Genomic DNA, 16,439 nt, shown 5'->3' on the forward strand with positions numbered 1-16,439 from the left:
ACCCGGATCACTCCACCGAACAGAAGCTGGGAACCCGCACGTGCCAGTCATGCCAGCCAAGTCGCGTACCGCCCTCGCCGCCTCGTTGACCGTGCTCCTCGCCGCCGGCTGCTCGGCGCCGGACACCGGAGAGGAGCCGGGCCCCGAGCTCGGGGAGGCGAGCAGGCTCGACGAGATCCTCGACCGGGGCACCCTCGACGTGTGCACGACCGGTGACTACCGGCCCTTCACCTACCTCGACCCCGACGCGGACGAGGCCGCCTACCTCGACCCGGAGGGCGACGGCTTCACCGGGATCGACGTCGACATGGCCCGCGACCTCGCCGAGGACCTGGACGTGGGGATCGAGTGGACCCAGACCAGCTGGGACGACCTCATGGACGACTTCCTCGCTCACTGCGACATCGCCGTGGGCGGCATCTCGGTCAACACCGACCGTGCCCGGCTGGCCTACTTCTCCGCCCCGCTCATGGAGGACGGCAAGACCCCGATCACCCTGTGCGAGAACGTCGACGACTACCGGACGATCGAGCAGATCAACCAGCCGGGGGTGCGCTCCATCGTGCCCAGCGGCGGAACCAACGAGATCTTCGCCGAGGAGCACTACCCGGACGGCGAGCTCATCCGCCACGACAACAACACCATCTTCGACGAGATCGTCGCGGGCAACGCCGACGTGATGACCACCGACGCCTCCGAGGTGCTCTGGGTCGCCAACGAGTACGAGGAGCTGTGCGCGGTCAACCCCGAAGAGCCCTTCGACTACTTCGAGAAGGCGTTCATGCTGCCCCGGGGCGACGACGTGTTCAAGCACTACGTCGACCAGTGGTTGAACACGGCCCTCAACGACGGCACCTACGACCGGATCACCGAGCCCTGGTTCGGGGAGGACGCGGACCTGTGACCGGCGCGCGGCTCAGGCCCGGAGCTCCCGCTTGAGGACCTTGCCCATGTCGTTGCGCGGCAGGGCCCCGACCACGCGCAGGCGGCGAGGGCGCTTGTGCGGGGCCAGCTGCGCGGCGACCAGGTCCGCGAGCTCCTCCAGGGTCGGCGGGACCGGCCCCGCCGGGACGATCCAGGCGACGACGCGCTCGCCCAGGTCGGGGTCGGGCTCTCCGGTGACCGCCGCCTCGGCGACGCCCGGGTGGGACAGGAGCGTGTTCTCGATCTCCCCGGTGCCGATCTTGTACCCGCCGCTCTTGACGAGATCGGTGCTCTTGCGTCCGACGAGCCGGACCCGCCCCTCGGTGTCCCGCACGGCCATGTCGCCGGTGCGGAACCACCCGTCGGCCATCGCCTCGGCGGTGGCCCCGGGCCGGTTGAGGTAACCGCTGAACAGGTGGGGTCCGCGCACCTGGACCTCGCCGATCTCCTCGGCGCCGGCCCGCAGGGGTACGCCGTGGTCGTCGACCAGGCGCAGCTCCACCTCGTCCAGGGGCGTGCCGACCGTGCCGGGCCGCGCCGGGTCGCCCGGGCGGACGCTGGTGTTCATGAGGGTCTCGGTCATCCCGTAGCGCTCGACCACCCGCTGCCCGGTGGCCGCGGTCAGCCGCTCGTGGTCGGGCAGCGGCAGGGCGGCCGAACCGGAGACGAGCAGGCGTGCCCGGGAGAGTTCCTTCACCAGCTCGGGGTCCTCGTCCACGGCCTCCGCGAGGCGGTGGTACATGGTCGGGACGCCGAAGAGCATGGTCGCGCCGGCCGCCAGGGCCCGGGTCAGCTCCGCCGTGTCGAACCGGCCCAGGTGGACCAGGTGGCCGCCCAGGCGCAGCGGACCGAGCACGCCCAGGACCAGGCCGTGCACGTGGAACAGGGGCAGGGCGTGCACCAGGGTGTCGTCGCCGGTCCATTCCCAGATCCGGGCGAGGGCGTCCAGGTTGGCCGCCACCGCGCGCCGGGACAGCAGCACCCCCTTGGGCGGGCCGGTGGTGCCGGAGGTGTAGACGACCAGGGCGGTCTCCTCGTCGTCCACCTCGCGTACGAACGGCGGGGCGCCCGGGGCGGGGGAGGCGTCCACCTCCAGGCGGGGCAGCGGCCCCAGGAAGCCGGGTGTCTCGGCGTCCGGAGCGCGGAGCAGGAGGCCGGGGGAGCTGTCGTCGACCACGTGCCGCAGTTCCCGCTCCCCGGAGCGCGGGTTCAACGGGACCACCGCGACCCCGGCCAGGGTCGCGGCGGTCACCGCCACGCAGGTCTCGAGCGAGGGGGTCGCCCACACCGCCACCCGGCCGTCCCGTGGGAGTTCGGCGGCCAACCGCGAGGCCGCTCCGGAGAGCTCCTCGTAGGAGAGTGTGCGTTCGCCGAAGGTCAGGGCGGGGCCGCCGCCGGGTGCGCTGACGAGAGGGAGCACGGGGCTCCTTTCCGGGGTGTGGGGCCACAGGGCGCCGGGTGTCGATCAGCACGAGCGTACGTTCCCCCGGACACCGGGTGCGGCCCCACCCGCCCCTTCCCCCTCCGGGAAGCCGGACGTCAGGCCCCGGTGACCGCGGCGAAACGGGCCATCATGCGGTCGTGGTCCGGGACCAGCCCCGTGATGAGCTCGAAGGCCTGCGCCGCCTGGAACACCGCCATGCCGCCGCCGTCCAGGGTCCGGCACCCGATCCGCTCGGCCTCGGCGAGCAGCGCGGTGCGCAGCGGCCGGTAGACGACGTCGGACACCCACAGGGACGGGCGCAGGTGTTCGGCCCCGACCGGCAGGCCGGGGTGGTGGGCCATCCCGATCGGCGTCGCGTTCACCAGCCCGTCCGCGTCGGCGAGGAGCCCGCCGACCTCGTCGGGGGAGGCCGCCCGGCAGCGGCGCCCGGGGAAGCGCTCCCCGAGGTCGAGGGCGAGACCGGTGGCGCGCCCGGTGTCGGTGTCCACGATCGCCAGGTTCCGCACTCCCGAGGTCATGAGCGCGTGGGCCACGGCCGAACCCGCTCCGCCCGCGCCCAGCAGGACCACGCTCTCCCTGCCGGCGGTCGGCAGGCCGAGTTCGAGGGACCGGGCGAACGCCGACCAGTCCGTGTTGTGCCCGACCGCCCGGTCACCGTCGAACACGACGGTGTTGACCGCTCCCAGCGCCGCGGCGTCGGGGGTGAGGTCGTCCAGGTGGGGCAGGACCAGCTGTTTGCAGGGGTGGGTGATGTTCAGGCCGTCGAACCCGTAGCGCGGGGCCGAGCGCACGAGTTCTCCCACGGCCGACGGCGGCAGGTCCCAGGTGTCGAGGTCGATCCTGCGGTAGACCAGGCGGTGCCCGAGCTCGGCGGCCTCCGCCTCGTGCATGGCCGGGGTCAGGGACGGGCCGATCCCCGAACCGATCAGCCCCACCAGGAAGGAGGGGGAGTCCTCCGCGGGGGACGGTGCTCGAACGGTTCCGCCGTTCCTCGCCCGGCCCGTCATGCCCCGCGCTCCGCACGGTGCTCCGCGCGGCGCTCCGCACGGTGCGCGGCCATCCGGACGTGCGTGTTGACCGCCCCGTACCCCTCGTACCCGTCGATCCGCTGCACCACCTCGAAGAACAGTCGGCCGTCCAGCAGGGGCGAGTAGAGGTGGAGGAACTCGCCCGCGCCGTCGCTGTCGTACAGGAGGCCCAGACCGCGCATGAGTTCGCACCGGGCCGGGGACAGGCCGGTCCTGGCGGCCAGGTCGTCGTAGTAGTTGTCGGAGACGCGGATGGGCGGTTCACCCGCGGCGGCCATCGCACGGGCGACCGCGACGATGTCGTCACAGGCCAGAGCGATGTGCTGGGCGCCCCCGGCCGCGTCGGCCTGCGGTCCGCGGCCCAGGACGGACACGTTCAGGGCGATCCGCGGCCCCGGCTCCGGGCCCGGCCGGGTCAGGACACGGCTGCGGACCAGGCCGTCGGGCGAGGCCAGGTCCGTGTTCTCCGACGGGGAGAGGCCGAACAGGGCCTGGTAGAACAGGGACGCCTCGTCGAAGTGGTCGAACGGCTGGTGCAGCCCGATGTGGTCGATCCCCGTGATCGGGGTCGGCGCCCCCTCGCGCCGGTGGTCCACCGCCGGCGCGGAGAAGTCCTCCGTCCAGTCCGCGCCCCCGGCGGATCCGGGCGGGCACAGGAACACGGCGGTGCCGTCGGGGGCGGCCACGGCTCGCAGCCGCGCCTCCGAGGGATCGCGGCGGCGGGACAGCGCGGGGGCCGACAGGCGTTCGGCCCGGGCCGCCACCTGTTCGGGGTCGGCCACGTCCACGCCCAGCGCGGTCACGGCGGCGTCGCCGCTCCAGGTGTGACCGAGCCGGGGGTCGGCGGAGTTGAGCAGAATCCGGGTACGCCCGTGCTCCCACAGCTCCACCGGCTTGGAGCGGTGGTCGCGGGTGTGCGCGAACCCCAGGGCGGACAGCACGGCGCGGGTGCGCGCCGAGGCGGGGTCGTCGGCGGCGACCTCCACGAATCCGAGCCCTTCGGCGGGTACGAGGTCCGGCAGCCGCTTCAGGCGCACGGAAGCGTTCCCGGCATCCGGGGAAGCGGCCCCGCCGCCCTGTTCGGGGGCCTCACGCGTCCGTGCCACCGCGTCCTCCAGCGCGGACAGCGACCGCAGCGCGTCCGCCGCGGTCCGGTCGGGGTCGGAGGCGCGGAAGACGTCGTTGAACACCTCCAGGGACAGCGGGCCCCGGTAGCCCGCCGCGATCACGTGGTCGGTGAAGGCGGTCAGGTCGAAGCCCCCCTGCCCGGGGAAGCAGCGGTGGTGGCGGCTCCACTGCAGGACGTTCATGTCCATCCGAGGGGCGTCGGCCAGCTGGAGGAAGAAGATCTTCTCCGCCGGGATGTCCCGGATGCCCGCGGGGTCGTCATCCCGGGACAGGATGTGGAAGCTGTCCAGGCACACGCCCAGGGAGGGGTGGTCGGCCGCCTCGACGATGCGCCACGAGTGCCCGTAGGTCGAGACGTGGCTGCCCCACGCCAGAGCCTCGTAGGCGACGCGCACACCGTAGGGTTCGGCGGTCTCGGCCAGGGCGCGCAGCTGGGTGGCGGACCGGGCGTCGTCGCCGATCGCGGAGGGTGTGGCGTTGGAGCAGACCAGGAGGGTGTCCACCCCGAGCTCGACCATGAGTGCGAACTTGGCCTCGGCGCGGCGCAGGTTGGCCGCCAGGCGGGTGTCGTCCACCCCCTCGAAGTCCCGGAAGGGCTGGTAGAGGTCGATGGTGAGCCCGAGCTCCCCGGCCAGGGCGCGGATCTCGCGCGGGGCCAGGGGCGAGGCGATGAGGTCGTTCTCGAAGATCTCCACGCCGTCGAAGCCGACCTCGGCGGCCGCGCTCAGTTTCTCTTCCAGGGTTCCGCTGAGGGAAACCGTGGCGATGGATCGCCGCATGTCGTTCAGACTCCGGTTCTGTTCGTGGGCGGCCCGGTGCGCGGGCGGCCCGTTCTGGCGCCGAAGGGGGGTGATGGTGACGGGACGAGCGGGGGGGAGGAGGGGCGGCGGTCCTGCGCGGCCGCCGCCCCGAGGGGTTACGCGGCGTCCCGGAAGGCCTCGTAGAGCTCCAGGTCCGCACCGTCGAGGTGGGACAGGAAGTACTCGTGGACCTGGTCGCGGAAGGCGTCCACGTCCACGTCGTCGACGACCTCCACGGCGCCGGAGGACTCCCACTCGGCGAGGATCTCCGTCTCGGCCTCCTCGATGCAGGCGCGGTTCTCCTCCCGGACCTCGGTCACCGCCTCCTGGAGCACCTGCTGCTGCTCCTCGGTGAGCTGTTCCCAGGTCTGGCCGGAGACCACGATCATCTGCGACCCGATCTGGTGTCCGGAGAGGCTGAGGTGGGACTGCACCTCGTCGAAGTTGTCGGCGTCGATGGTCGCGATCGGGTTCTCCTGGCCGTCGACGGTCCCCTGCTGGAGGGCCATGTAGACCTCCTCGAAGGCCACCGCCGTGGGGTTCGCGCCCATCGCCTCCGCGTTGGCCAGGTAGATGGGGGAGTCGGGGAAGCGCATGCGCAGGCCGGACAGGTCGTCGGGGGTGCGGATCGGCTGGTTGGCGGTGAAGTGCCGGTCGCCGAAGTACCAGACGTCGAGGATCTTCGCGCCGGTGGCCTCCTCGAAGCCCTGCTTCATGTCGTCGGAGGCCTCCGAGTCGAAGAAGGAGAACATGTGGTCGGCGTCGTCGAACGCGTAGGCGGCGTCGAAGACCCCGATCGGCTCGTAGGCCGAGCCCAGTGCCGCCGACCCCTGCACGTCCATGTCGATGTCGCCGGACATCACCGAGGCGAAGGTCTCGGTGTTGTCGCCGAGCTGGCTGCCGGGGAAGGTGTCGATGCCGAAGCCGGCGTCGGACTCCGCGACCCGTTCGGCCACGAGATCGATGCCGCAGCGGGTGTGCGGGTGGTCGTCGGTGTAGCTGGTGGAGAAGGTCAGGGTCGGGCCGCCGCTGTCGTCGCCGCCCGAACCGCAGGCGGTGAGGAGGAGCGCTGCGGCCGGCAGGAGTGCGGCGACACGGATTCCGGTGTTCATGGCGGAACCTTTCTCGGGGAGTGGGTGCGGGAAGGGGATCGGGGTGAGCAGTGCCCCTACAAGCCCAGGTGGCGGGGCAGGAAGAGGACGAGGTCGGGGACGAGAGTCAGCAGCACGAGCACCGCCAGGAGCGGGATCAGGAACGGCGCGGTGCCGCGGAACACCTCGTGCATCGGTGTGCGGGTCGCCGAGCCGAGCACGAAGAGCACACCGCCGAGGGGAGGCGTGAGCAGCCCGAGCATGAGGTTCACGATGGTGAGCACACCGAAGTGGACGGGGTCGACGCCGAACTGCACGGCGATCGGGAGCAGGACCGGGACCGTGATGACCAGCGCGGCGACGGGTTCCAGGACGGTGCCGACGAGAATGAGCGCCACGCTCACCATGAGCAGGAACACCACGGGGCTGTCCGTGAAGCCGAGCAGGAACGAGGCGATGTCCTGCGGCACCCGTTCGCGGGCCAGGACCCAGCCCAGCAGCCCCGAGGCGGCGAGGATCAGCGTGATCGACGCCGCGGTGGTCGCGGTCTCGACCGTGATGGACCAGAGGGAACGCAGGGTGAGGCGCCGGTAGCAGAACCCGAGGGCGAGGATGTAGGCGACACCGACGGCGGCCGCCTCGGTCGGGGTGAACAGGCCGCTGAGGATGCCTCCGAGAAGGAGGACCGGCGCGCCCAGCGGGCCGATGACGCGCACGGCCGCGGTGCGGAACTCGCCGGGCTGCGAACGGCGCCCGGCGAGCTGGGGCTGCTTGCGGCTCCAGACGAAGACGTACAGCGCCAGGCCGCCCGCGATGAGGAGGGCCGGGACCACGGCCGCGGCGAACAGCGCCGCGGTGGAGACCGCGGCCACCGAGGCGTAGATGATCGCGGGGATGCTCGGCGGCATCACCGGGCTGACCAGGCTGGAGGAGGCGGTCAGGCCGAGGGCGAAACGGCGGGGGTAGCCGCGGCTCGTCATGGCCGGGACGATCATCTTGCCCATGCCGGCGACGTCGGCCAGGGCGGTGCCGCTGATCCACGAGAAACCGACGCTGACGCCGATGTTCACATAACCCAGGCTCGCGCGGACCCGGCCGAACAGCACCTGGGCGAAGGCGAAGATGCGGTCCGCGATCCCCGTGTGGTTGGCGACCACCCCCAGCAGGATGAACAGCGGCACGGCCAGCAGGGGGAAGCTGTTGACCTCCTGTGCCGCCGTGCGCAGGCTCAGGCCCGTGGACTGGTCGGTCACGACCATGTAGAGCAGGGTGGGACCGAGGATCGCGAACGCCACGGGGACGCGCAGCAGCATGAGGACGAGGATTCCGGTGATGACCAGCGCGGCGCTCATTCGGCACGCTCCTCGGGGACGGACTCCACCACGGGAGGTGCGGGCAGGAGGGTGTTGGCCAGGGCCCGCAGTGCGGCCAGGGCCAGCCCGACCATGGGGATGACGTAGGTCCAGGACAGGGGGATGTCCAGGGCGGGTGTGGTCTGCGGGGAACCGCCGAAGACGAGTTCGGCGGCTTCGAACACGAACCCGACGGCCACCGCCGCGACGACGAGGTTGGCCAGGATCCAGACCGCGCGCAGGGCCCGGCCGCCGACCACGTGATCGACCAGCTTCAGGGTGACGTGCTCGTCCTTGCCGACCAGGTGGCCCGCCAGGGAGAAGGTCAGCCACACCAGTCCGAACCTGGCGAGCTCGCCGGTCCAGACCCAGCCGGAGACCGGCAGGTGGCGCTGCGTGGCCTGGACGAGCATCAGCGTGAAGATCACCGCCAGCAGCAGGGCACCGGTGACGAGTTCAGCGGTTTCCAGCCACCGGACCACCGCCGGTCTGGGGCGCGGCGGCCCGGTGTCGTTTGTTTCGGGGGATTGGCTCATCCCAGTCGGCTCCAGTCGGGAGAACACGGCTTTTCGCTGATCAGCGGCCGAGGGTGTGACGTGCGTCAAACTTTCGTGAACTCTAGGTTTCCGTTCGTGAGGATGGCAAGCGATTGCCAAAAGTTGTCACGAGCCGGTAGGAAGAGGAGGAGATGAACACTCCCAAACGCACGACCATCTACGACGTCGCCGCCGAGGCGGGGGTGGCGGCCTCCACGGTCTCCCGGACCTTCAGCAATCCACGCCGGGTGAACGCGGCCACCCGCGAACACGTGCTCCGGGTCGCCGAACGCCTCGGCTACCGGCCCAACCCCCTGGCCACGGCCCTGCAGTCCGGCCACAAGGCGACCATCGCCATGCTGGTCCCCGACATCACCAACCCGCACTTCTTCGGCACGATCCGAGGGGCGGAGCGGCGCGCCAGCGAAGCGGGTGTCACCTTCATCCTCGGCAACACCGAGGAGTCGGCGGCCAACGAACGCAACCAGATCGAACGACTGGACCACTCGGTGGACGGGTTCGTGCTGGCCGCCAGCCGCATGAGCGACGAGACGACCGTCGGGATCGCCCAGAGCCACAATCTGGCGCTGGTCAACCGCCAGGTCGACAGCCTGCCCAGCGTGGTGGTCGACAGCGGCCCGGGCAGCTGGCAGATCGTCGAGCACCTGGCCTCGCTGGGGCACCGGTCGATCGTCTACCTGTCGGGCCCGCACCAGTCCTGGCTGGCCGGCGAGCGCTGGAAGGCGCTGCGGGCGGCGGCGGGCCGGCGCGGGGTCGCCGTCTCCCGGCTCGGCCCGTTCCCGCCCAAGGTCGGCGGCGGCGGTGCCGCCGCCGACGCCGCCCTGGTCTCCGGTGCGACCGCGCTGGTGGCCCACAACGACCTGCTCGCCATCGGCGTCCTGCGCAGGCTCGCCGAACGCGGAGTGCCGGTGCCCGGCCGGGTCAGCGTGGTCGGCTACGACGACATCTTCGGCGCCGACCTGTGCGTCCCCGCGCTGACCACCCTCGCCGGACCGGAGGACGAGGCGGGCCGGGTGGCGGTGGAGCTCCTGTTGAGGAAGGGATCGCTGTCCGCCGACCACCCGGCGCCGCAGCGGGTGGTGCTCCCCACCCACCTGGTCATCCGCGACTCCACGGGTCCCGTTCCGGCCTCCTGACCGCGGACGTCAGCCGGTTGCCGCGTCCTCGGCCATCGACACCACGAGCTTGCCGCGGACCCCGCCCCGCTCCATGCGGTGGTGGGCGTCCCGGATCCGGCTCATCGGGAACACCTCGTCGACGTGGGGAGTGAGCCGGCCGGACTCCACGTACCGCGTGAGTTCGGCCAGGGTCTCGGGCGAGGGGTCGTTGCTGAACGGCAGGACCTGTCGGCGGTGGGCCACCGCCGACCACAGGACGTACGCGGCCGAGCGCAGGGGCCGTGAGGTGTCCATGGCCAGGGGCAGCATCCGCCCGCCGGGTCCGAGCAGCCGGCGGTACGACTCCAGGCGGGTCCCGACCACGTCCAGGACCACGTCGAACCGGCCCAGGTCCTCCGGGCCGGTCCGCCGGTGGTCGAGGGCCTCGTGCGCTCCCAGTTCGCGCACCCAGTCGAGGTTGCGCGCCCCGGCCAGCCCGGTGACGTGCGCCCCCAGCGCACGGCCGACCTCGACGGCCGCGCTTCCCACACCTCCGGACGCACCGCGCACCAGCAGCCGCTCTCCCTCCGCCAGCCGTGCCTTCTCGACCAGGGCGGTCAACACGGTGGTGCCCGTGGCCGGAAGGGCGGCGGCCCTGATCGGATCGAGGCCGCGCGGCGCGGGCGCGACCCTGCCGACGGGCACGGCGACGTACTCCGCGGTGCTTCCGAACGCCATGTGGGGCATGAGGCCCCAGACCTCCCGCCCGACCTGCTCGGGGGAGACCCCCGTCCCCACTCCGACGACACGCCCGCTGAAGTCCACACCGATCCCGCGCGGAGGCTTCGACCGCATGACCCGGCGCAGCCTGCCCTCCCGGATCGCGGTCTCACCACCGCTGACACTGGCGGCGTGCACCCGGACGAGGACCTGGCCGGGGCCGGGACGGGGGACCGTGATCCGTTCGATCTCCAGGACCTCGGGCGGGCCGAACCGGTCGTGACGGACCGCTCGCATGGTCGTCTCCATGGTGATCTCTCCTCTTGTGCGGTGGAGCCCACGATCGCCCCGCCCCCGTGTTCCGCGGTTCCCGGCGGGCGCGATCGCGCTTGCCTCCGGGCGAACACGCCGTGTTCCCGAGTCCATGGCCGAAAACGTGTAAGTGAGGGGCGGAGGCACCGTCGTCCCTCAGAACCCGAACGGCGGGAATGGGCTCCCCCGGAGAGCGGTTTCCCCGAAGATGGTGCGACGTGATGCGGTGGCGAACCGCCGACGGATTCTGAAGGCCGCCCGGGAGAGCTTCGACGCGGGCGGGCTGGACGTTCTCCTGTCCACGGTCGCCCGTCGCGCCGCGGTCGGCGAGGCGACGCTCCACCGCCGTTTCCCCACCAAGGACGCACTGGTCAGAGAGCTCTTCGAGGAGACCGTCGACTCCTACACGCGGATCTTCGACGCTGCGCGGGACCACTCCGACCCCTTGCAGGGGCTGGTGTACGCACTGCGCAGCAGCGCCGCCCTGCAGGTGCGGGGCCGGGTGTGCTCACCGGAGTTCGCGGAGCGGTTCCCCGTGCAGCAGGCGGAACACACGCGCGCGACCCGGGCGCGCATCGAGGAGATCCTGGGGCGCGCCCGGGATGCGGGCGCGGTGCGCGCGGACATCCGCCTGGACGACGTGGCCCTTCTCTTCTCCGCCGTCGCGGGAATCGTCGGGGAACCCGATCCGCATCGAAGGGCGCAGCGTGTGGTGGACCATTTCTTGGCCTCCTTCGCCGCAGGGAGGTGACCGGGGCCCGCGGGCGTGTTCCCGTGCGGGTCAGGGGGTGCGGGGACGCCGGAGGCGGTCGACCAGGAGCAGGGTCACCGACGCCGCCAGCAGGATCAGTCCCACGGGAACGAACAGGAACGCGGCGAGTCCCACCCCGATGTTGGCGCCGATCACCGGGGCGGTGGCGATCCCCCACCAGGCACCGAGCATCAGGGGCAGGGGCGCCGACAGCAGGATCGCGATCCCCGGCAGTCGGCGGAGCCGTCCGGTGGCCAGGGCCCGCACCAGCAGTGCGGCCGCGACCAGGGCGACGAGCAGCCCCGCGACGCCGACGGCGGTGACGGCCCCGTCGGGCACCGGCCAGGGTTCGAAGGCGTGGTCGGCCTCCTCCAGGGGCAGGCCCAGTTCCCGGACGGCCTGCTTCTCGGGGACGTGGGTGCTCCACCAGCCCGCGGCGGCCGATCCGACGAAGAGCGCCGCGGCCTGGAGGGCGTGCGCGGGGGAGCGCCGAAGGGCGGCGGGGGTACGGAAGGCGGTGTCGCTGGTGTCGCTCATAGGGACATGCTGCCCGTACCGGGACCGGGCCGCCTGAGTACCGGCACTCAGACGCGAGTGGGTACCCGGGCGGCCCGGCTCCGCGGCTTCCGGAGGTCCTAGGCCCTGTTTTTTGGATCATTCCGCGCTCGCGGCCACCAGGCTGCCTCTCGCTGCGCCGCCAATCCTGGCTGGCAGGTGCTCGGACAGCCAAACCCGGGCTGACCTTCGCTCATCGTCTGGCGAGAGATTGCCTGGACGGCCGCTCGCATCGATGTCGGCTCCGCCGACACGAGCGAAAGCATCCAGAAAAACAGGCCCTAGTGGGAGACCCCGCTGAGCTCGTTGGGCGCCTCGTCCAGCGTGGCCGTGCCGGTGACCTCACCGGAGCCCAGGTCCACCGAGTGGACCTGGTTGGTGGCCGGGTCGCTCACGTAGGCGGTGCCGCCGCGCACGAACAGCGCCGGACGCGGGTCCTGCCACTCCAGGGGCTCCTCCCACTCGTCCATCAGCTCGATGCTCTCGGTGATCTCCCCGGCCTCGGGGTCGATGACGTGCAGGGCGCCGTCGGTGCCCAGCACCAGGGCCTCGCCGTCCGGACCCCGGCCCAGAGAGCGGAAGGTGTAGCTGGAGGGCAGGTCGACCAGCTGCAGGTCGGCGTCGGTGGTGTCGATCAGGGCGATCTGCTCGGGGCGCTCCAGTTCGGCGTCGGGGTCGGTCTTGTAGTCGCCGAGGATGATCGGGGACTGCTCGGAGCCGGCCTGGTTGCCGATGCGCCCGTAGTCGTCGGGGCTCTCGACCTTGGTGAACTCGCCGTCCTTGTAGATCAGGGCGCCGTCCTCGCAGCCGATGGCGACGGCCTCGTCCTGGGCCGCGCTCTCGCCGTGGACGCCGGGGCAGTCCTCGCTGCGGGCGATCTCCTCCCGGTCCGCGTCGAGCACGAGCGCGCCCACACGCTCCTCCTCGTCCCCGAGGGTGAGCAGGAGCTCACCGTTCTCCAGTTCGACCGCGACCCCGTGGTGGGCCTCCTCCGCGGTGTGGACCTCGGTCTCCTCGGGCATCCCCTCGCCGAGCGCGTCGGTGTCGAAGGCGGTGATCTCCCCGGTGCCGTCGGCGAACAGGACGGTGCGGCCGCCGTGCCGCACCACGTGCCCGGGGGCGTCGGCGCTGAAGAGGGTGTCGGTCAGCTCGGCGCCCGCCGCGTCCAGGACCTGGAAGCCGTCGGACGTGGAGACGAACACGTGCCGGTCGTCCCCGGCCGGGTTGATCCGGTTGAAGCCCTCCAGCTCGATGTCGGCGACCACGTCGAGGGTCTGCCCGTCCAGGACGTACAGGCCGCCGTCGTAGGTGGTGACCACGGGCTCCGTGGCCACGATCTCCGCGGGGGTGCCCTCCGCGTCGGCGTCCGCCGCGGCGTCGTCGCTGTCGGCGCCGGTGCCGCAGGCGGTCAGCAGGAGACCTGCGGACAGCAGGGCGGGCAGGGCCGCCCCGCGGGTGATTCGGTTCGTACGCATGCTGCTTCTCTCTCAGGGGTGTGTCGTGCGGGAAACGGAAAACGGGGGGTACGTGGTGGGGCCGGGCCGCGGGGAGGGGCTCACTCGCCGCTGAGCCCGGTGGTGATGGCCTCGGTGTTGGAGCGCATCATCTCCAGGTAGGTCTCGGCACCGCCGCCCTCGGCGCTCAGGGACTCGGTGAAGAGCGGGATCACGTCGATCTCCACCCCGGCCTCCTCGGCCATGACCGTGGCCAGGCGGTCGGGTTGGGAGGAGTCGGCGAAGACGGCGGAGACGCCCGCCTCGGCGACGGCGTCCGACAGCTCCTTGAGGTCGGAGGTACTGGGCGAGGCCAGGGTGGTGCCGCTGGGGATCACCGCGCCGATGACCTCGAAGCCGTAGCGGTCGGCGAGGTAGCCGAAGACGTGGTGGTTGGTGACCAGCTTCCGGTTCTCCTCGGGCAGGGCGGCGAACTCCCCGCCCATCCAGGTGTCGAGTTCGGCCACCTCGGCCGCGTAGGCCTCGGCGTTGGCGCGCACGGTGTCGGCGTCCACGCCCGGGACCTCCTCGACCACGTTCTCGGTGATCAGGTCGATCGCCGTCAGCACCCGCTCGGGGTCGGTCCAGAAGTGCGGGTCGGGCTCGCCCTCGCTCTCGTCGGAGGTGTAGGGGAGGGGGTCCACGCCCGCGCCGACCTCCAGCGCGGGTACGCCCTCCTCCTCGGCGGCGGTGACGTTGTGCGCGACCCCTTCTTCCAGGCCGAGGCCGTTGTGGACGACGAGTGAGGCGTTCTCCAGGGTCGCGGCCTCCTGGGCGGAGATCGCGAAGGAGTGCGGGTCGGTGTCGGGTCTCATCAGAACGGTGACCTCGGCCTGGTCGCCGACGATCTGTTCGGTGATGTCACCGAGGATGTTGGTCGTCACGACGATCCCGGTGTCCTGGCCTTCGCTGGAGCACGAGGCCAGGGTGAGGGCGAGGCCGGTGGCCACGAGGGCGGGGAGGGTGCGTCCGGCGGGTGTGCGTCGGGGGCTCATGTCGGTCACTGTCCGGTCTCGACCATCAGGTGCGGTGCGATGCCCACGTCGAGGGTGCGGGCCACGCGCAGGTCGTCGTTGTAGTCGATTTCGTGGATGGTCCCGGCCTCGGGGTCGTTGACGTAGGCGCGGGAGGTGTCCACCTGGAGTGTGGGCGGGTGCTCGGGGTCCAGCCCTTCCAGCAGCGGGGTGTCGGCCTCCTGCTCGCCCGTCTCCGGGTCCAGGGAGTGCAGGGTTCCGTCCCCGGTCAGGGCCAGGAACGGCATGTCCTCACCGACCGCGGTCACCGCCACCGTGTCGTCGAGGTCGATGGAGCGCCACTCCCCGGCGGCCAGGTCCAGGACCCAGGGGTCGCCCTCGGTGGACAGCGCCGCGAGGACGGCCGAGCCGGAACGGTGGTGGAAGGCTTCGGTGCGTCCGGGCCCCGGGTAGGGGACCGTCTCGGCGTCGAGGGAGCCGTCGTCCTCGGTGAGGTGGAGGGTCCCCTCCTCGCATCCGACGACCAGGCCCCTCCGGGTGACGGCTGCTCCCTGGGGTGAGGCGCAGGTCTGGGACAGCGTCTGTCCGGGCTCGCCGTCCCGCTCCAGGGTCCGGACGGTGCCGTCAGCGGTGTCGACGGTGACCAGGACCCCCTTGTAGGGGTAGGCCGCGGTCCGCTCGTCGGGGAGGACGTCGGCGGTCTCGACCGACCCGTCCTCCAGTCCTTCGCGGGTCAGGACCAGGGAGCCGCCGTCAGCACCGGTGAGGGAGGTCAGGACGGTATCGGTGACCACCTCGGAGCCGATCGCCTCGTCCAGGGAGCCGACGCGGCCCGCACCGGTTCTGTAGTAGTGGCTGTGGTCGCCGTGGTCCACGGTCCAGGCGCCGCTGTCGAAGACCTCGGACATCCCATTACCGGATGACTGAAGATAGGCGAATCGGCTGTCCCCGGAGATGCCGTCCACCCCCGGAACGTTTCCGAGCTCGCTGATCTCCTCGGTGATCAGGTCCAACAGGACCACGTCGCCGCTGTCGCTGTCGGCCAGTACCAGCCGGGACTGCGGTTCGGCGGTCTCTTCCGCCCCCTCCACGTAGCCGTGGGGGGTCTCCTCGGCCTCGGGGGCCTCGGACTCGTCGGGCGCGCCGCCGAAGCAGCCGCCGGCGAGCAGGGTGATGAGCGCCGCCGCGAACGGGGCGATAGCGGTGTGTCTCAAGACGTCACCGGCCTCTCCGTAGTTGTGGTCAGGGAGGGGGTGGGGGCTGGGGCGGGGGAGTCGGGATACCGAGAGGGCTCGGTCCGGGGCCCGCCGGCCAGCCGTGCGTGCAGCGCCGCGGCCAGCGCGGAGACGAAGAAGAAGACCACCGCCGCGGCCGCGATGGTCGCTCCGGCCGCCGTGCCCCAGTGCCAGGACACGAGCAGACCGACAAAGGTCGCGGCGCCGCCCAGCAGGGCCGCGGTGAGCATGATCGCGGGGATGCGCCGGGCCCAGAGCAGGGCCGCGGCCGGCGGGGCGATGAGCAGACCGAACACCAGCAGGGTGCCGACCACGTGGAACGAGGCGACCACCGCGAGGGTGACCAGGCCCAGCAGGGCGAAGTGCGCCGTCCGCGGGGCCAGGCCCAGGGTGTGCGCCTTGCGGGGGTCGAAGGCCAGCGCGACGAAGGACCGGTGGCCGACGACCGCGACCACCAGCGCCACCGCGAGGGAGAGCCCCAGGTGGAGCAGGTCCTGCTCCCGTACGCCGAGGACGTCGCCGAAGAGGAAGGCGGTCAGGTCCACGGCGTAGGACGCCGAGTGCGACACCAGGATCACGCCCACGGAGAGCATGCCCACGAAGAGCAGGCCGATGCTCGTGTCCTGGGAGAGCCGGGGAGAGCGGCTCAGCGCGGTGACCCCGGCGGCCATGGCCCCCGCGGCCAGGGCGGCGCCCAGGAAGAGGCTCTGCCCGAGCAGGGAGGCCAGGGCCACCCCGGGCAGCATGCCGTGTGACATCGCGTCCCCCAGGAAGGCCATACCGCGCAGGACCACCCAGGTTCCGGCGATCGCACAGATCGCCGAGACCAGGAGCCCAGCCCACAGCGCACGCTGGACGAAGGTGACCCCGAAGGGTTCGATCAGTGCTTCCATAGTGGGACACTCTATAACGATAACCATTGTCGTTTTCACATCGGGTCGGGTCATCGTCCTCCGGGCGATCGGTGAGAAGAGGGGT

The 16,439-nt window shown here is 71.8% G+C and carries 15 protein-coding genes; 3 read left to right on the forward strand and 12 right to left on the reverse strand.

Going from position 1 to position 16,439, the window contains the following annotated elements; genetic code table 11:
* The first annotated feature begins 49 nt into the window (after nt 1-49).
* A complete protein-coding gene (locus D458_RS0107210) occupies nt 50-904 on the forward strand; it encodes a transporter substrate-binding domain-containing protein (RefSeq protein WP_017586055.1) in 855 nt (284 codons plus the stop codon).
* A gap of 12 nt (nt 905-916) precedes the next feature.
* Here D458_RS0107210 and D458_RS0107215 read toward each other — a convergent pair whose 3' ends face one another.
* The 6 genes from D458_RS0107215 to D458_RS0107240 form a co-directional block, all read right to left on the reverse strand.
* A complete protein-coding gene (locus tag D458_RS0107215) occupies nt 917-2,344 on the reverse strand; it encodes an acyl-CoA synthetase (protein ID WP_017586056.1) in 1,428 nt (475 codons plus the stop codon).
* A 119-nt stretch (nt 2,345-2,463) separates the two neighbouring features.
* Entirely contained in the window at nt 2,464-3,375 is a 912-nt protein-coding gene (locus tag D458_RS0107220; RefSeq protein ID WP_017586057.1) for a shikimate dehydrogenase, read from the reverse strand.
* Nucleotides 3,372-5,303 (reverse strand): sugar phosphate isomerase/epimerase and 4-hydroxyphenylpyruvate domain-containing protein, encoded by a 1,932-nt coding sequence (locus tag D458_RS0107225; RefSeq protein ID WP_017586058.1) that lies wholly within the window; start codon nt 5,301-5,303, stop codon nt 3,372-3,374. The genes D458_RS0107220 and D458_RS0107225 overlap by 4 nt, the downstream gene beginning before the upstream one ends.
* 137 nt (nt 5,304-5,440) lie before the next feature.
* The gene (locus D458_RS0107230; protein ID WP_017586059.1) at nt 5,441-6,436 is read right to left on the reverse strand and encodes a DctP family TRAP transporter solute-binding subunit; all 996 of its coding nucleotides are present in this window, start codon (nt 6,434-6,436) and stop codon (nt 5,441-5,443) included.
* A 56-nt stretch (nt 6,437-6,492) separates the two neighbouring features.
* Nucleotides 6,493-7,767 (reverse strand): TRAP transporter large permease, encoded by a 1,275-nt coding sequence (locus tag D458_RS0107235; protein ID WP_017586060.1) that lies wholly within the window; start codon nt 7,765-7,767, stop codon nt 6,493-6,495.
* Complete coding sequence (locus D458_RS0107240) at nt 7,764-8,303, reverse strand: TRAP transporter small permease (RefSeq protein WP_239647911.1); 540 nt, start codon at nt 8,301-8,303, stop codon at nt 7,764-7,766. Before D458_RS0107240 ends, D458_RS0107235 begins: the two co-directional genes overlap by 4 nt.
* Before the next feature lie 152 nt (nt 8,304-8,455).
* Here D458_RS0107240 and D458_RS0107245 point away from each other — a divergent pair, with 152 nt between their 5' ends.
* Nucleotides 8,456-9,460, forward strand: coding sequence for a LacI family DNA-binding transcriptional regulator (locus D458_RS0107245; RefSeq protein ID WP_017586062.1), 1,005 nt, complete (start codon nt 8,456-8,458; stop codon nt 9,458-9,460).
* A gap of 9 nt (nt 9,461-9,469) precedes the next feature.
* Here the strand turns inward: D458_RS0107245 and D458_RS0107250 are convergent, their stop codons facing one another.
* Entirely contained in the window at nt 9,470-10,450 is a 981-nt protein-coding gene (locus tag D458_RS0107250) for an NAD(P)-dependent alcohol dehydrogenase (RefSeq protein WP_017586063.1), read from the reverse strand.
* A 211-nt stretch (nt 10,451-10,661) separates the two neighbouring features.
* Between D458_RS0107250 and D458_RS33135 the strand changes: the two genes are divergently transcribed.
* A complete protein-coding gene (locus tag D458_RS33135; RefSeq protein WP_083936258.1) occupies nt 10,662-11,204 on the forward strand; it encodes a TetR/AcrR family transcriptional regulator in 543 nt (180 codons plus the stop codon).
* 30 nt (nt 11,205-11,234) lie between these two features.
* Here the strand turns inward: D458_RS33135 and D458_RS0107260 are convergent, their stop codons facing one another.
* The 5 genes from D458_RS0107260 to aztB form a co-directional block, all read right to left on the reverse strand.
* A complete protein-coding gene (locus D458_RS0107260; protein WP_017586065.1) occupies nt 11,235-11,741 on the reverse strand; it encodes a hypothetical protein in 507 nt (168 codons plus the stop codon).
* Nucleotides 11,742-12,040: 299 nt separating this feature from the next.
* Entirely contained in the window at nt 12,041-13,234 is a 1,194-nt protein-coding gene (gene aztD / locus D458_RS0107265) for a zinc metallochaperone AztD (protein WP_017586066.1), read from the reverse strand.
* Between the two features lie 80 nt (nt 13,235-13,314).
* On the reverse strand, nt 13,315-14,247 hold the full coding sequence (gene aztC / locus D458_RS0107270; RefSeq protein ID WP_040702259.1) for a zinc ABC transporter substrate-binding protein AztC: 933 nt from the start codon (nt 14,245-14,247) through the stop codon (nt 13,315-13,317).
* Nucleotides 14,248-14,252: 5 nt separating this feature from the next.
* Complete coding sequence (locus D458_RS0107275; RefSeq protein WP_017586068.1) at nt 14,253-15,440, reverse strand: YncE family protein; 1,188 nt, start codon at nt 15,438-15,440, stop codon at nt 14,253-14,255.
* A complete protein-coding gene (aztB, locus tag D458_RS0107280) occupies nt 15,437-16,354 on the reverse strand; it encodes a zinc ABC transporter permease AztB (RefSeq protein ID WP_017586069.1) in 918 nt (305 codons plus the stop codon). The genes D458_RS0107275 and aztB overlap by 4 nt, the downstream gene beginning before the upstream one ends.
* Nucleotides 16,355-16,439 lie beyond the last annotated feature (85 nt).

It is taken from the genome of Nocardiopsis ganjiahuensis DSM 45031, from assembly GCF_000341085.1.
In the GTDB taxonomy this organism is placed as follows: domain Bacteria; phylum Actinomycetota; class Actinomycetes; order Streptosporangiales; family Streptosporangiaceae; genus Nocardiopsis; species Nocardiopsis ganjiahuensis.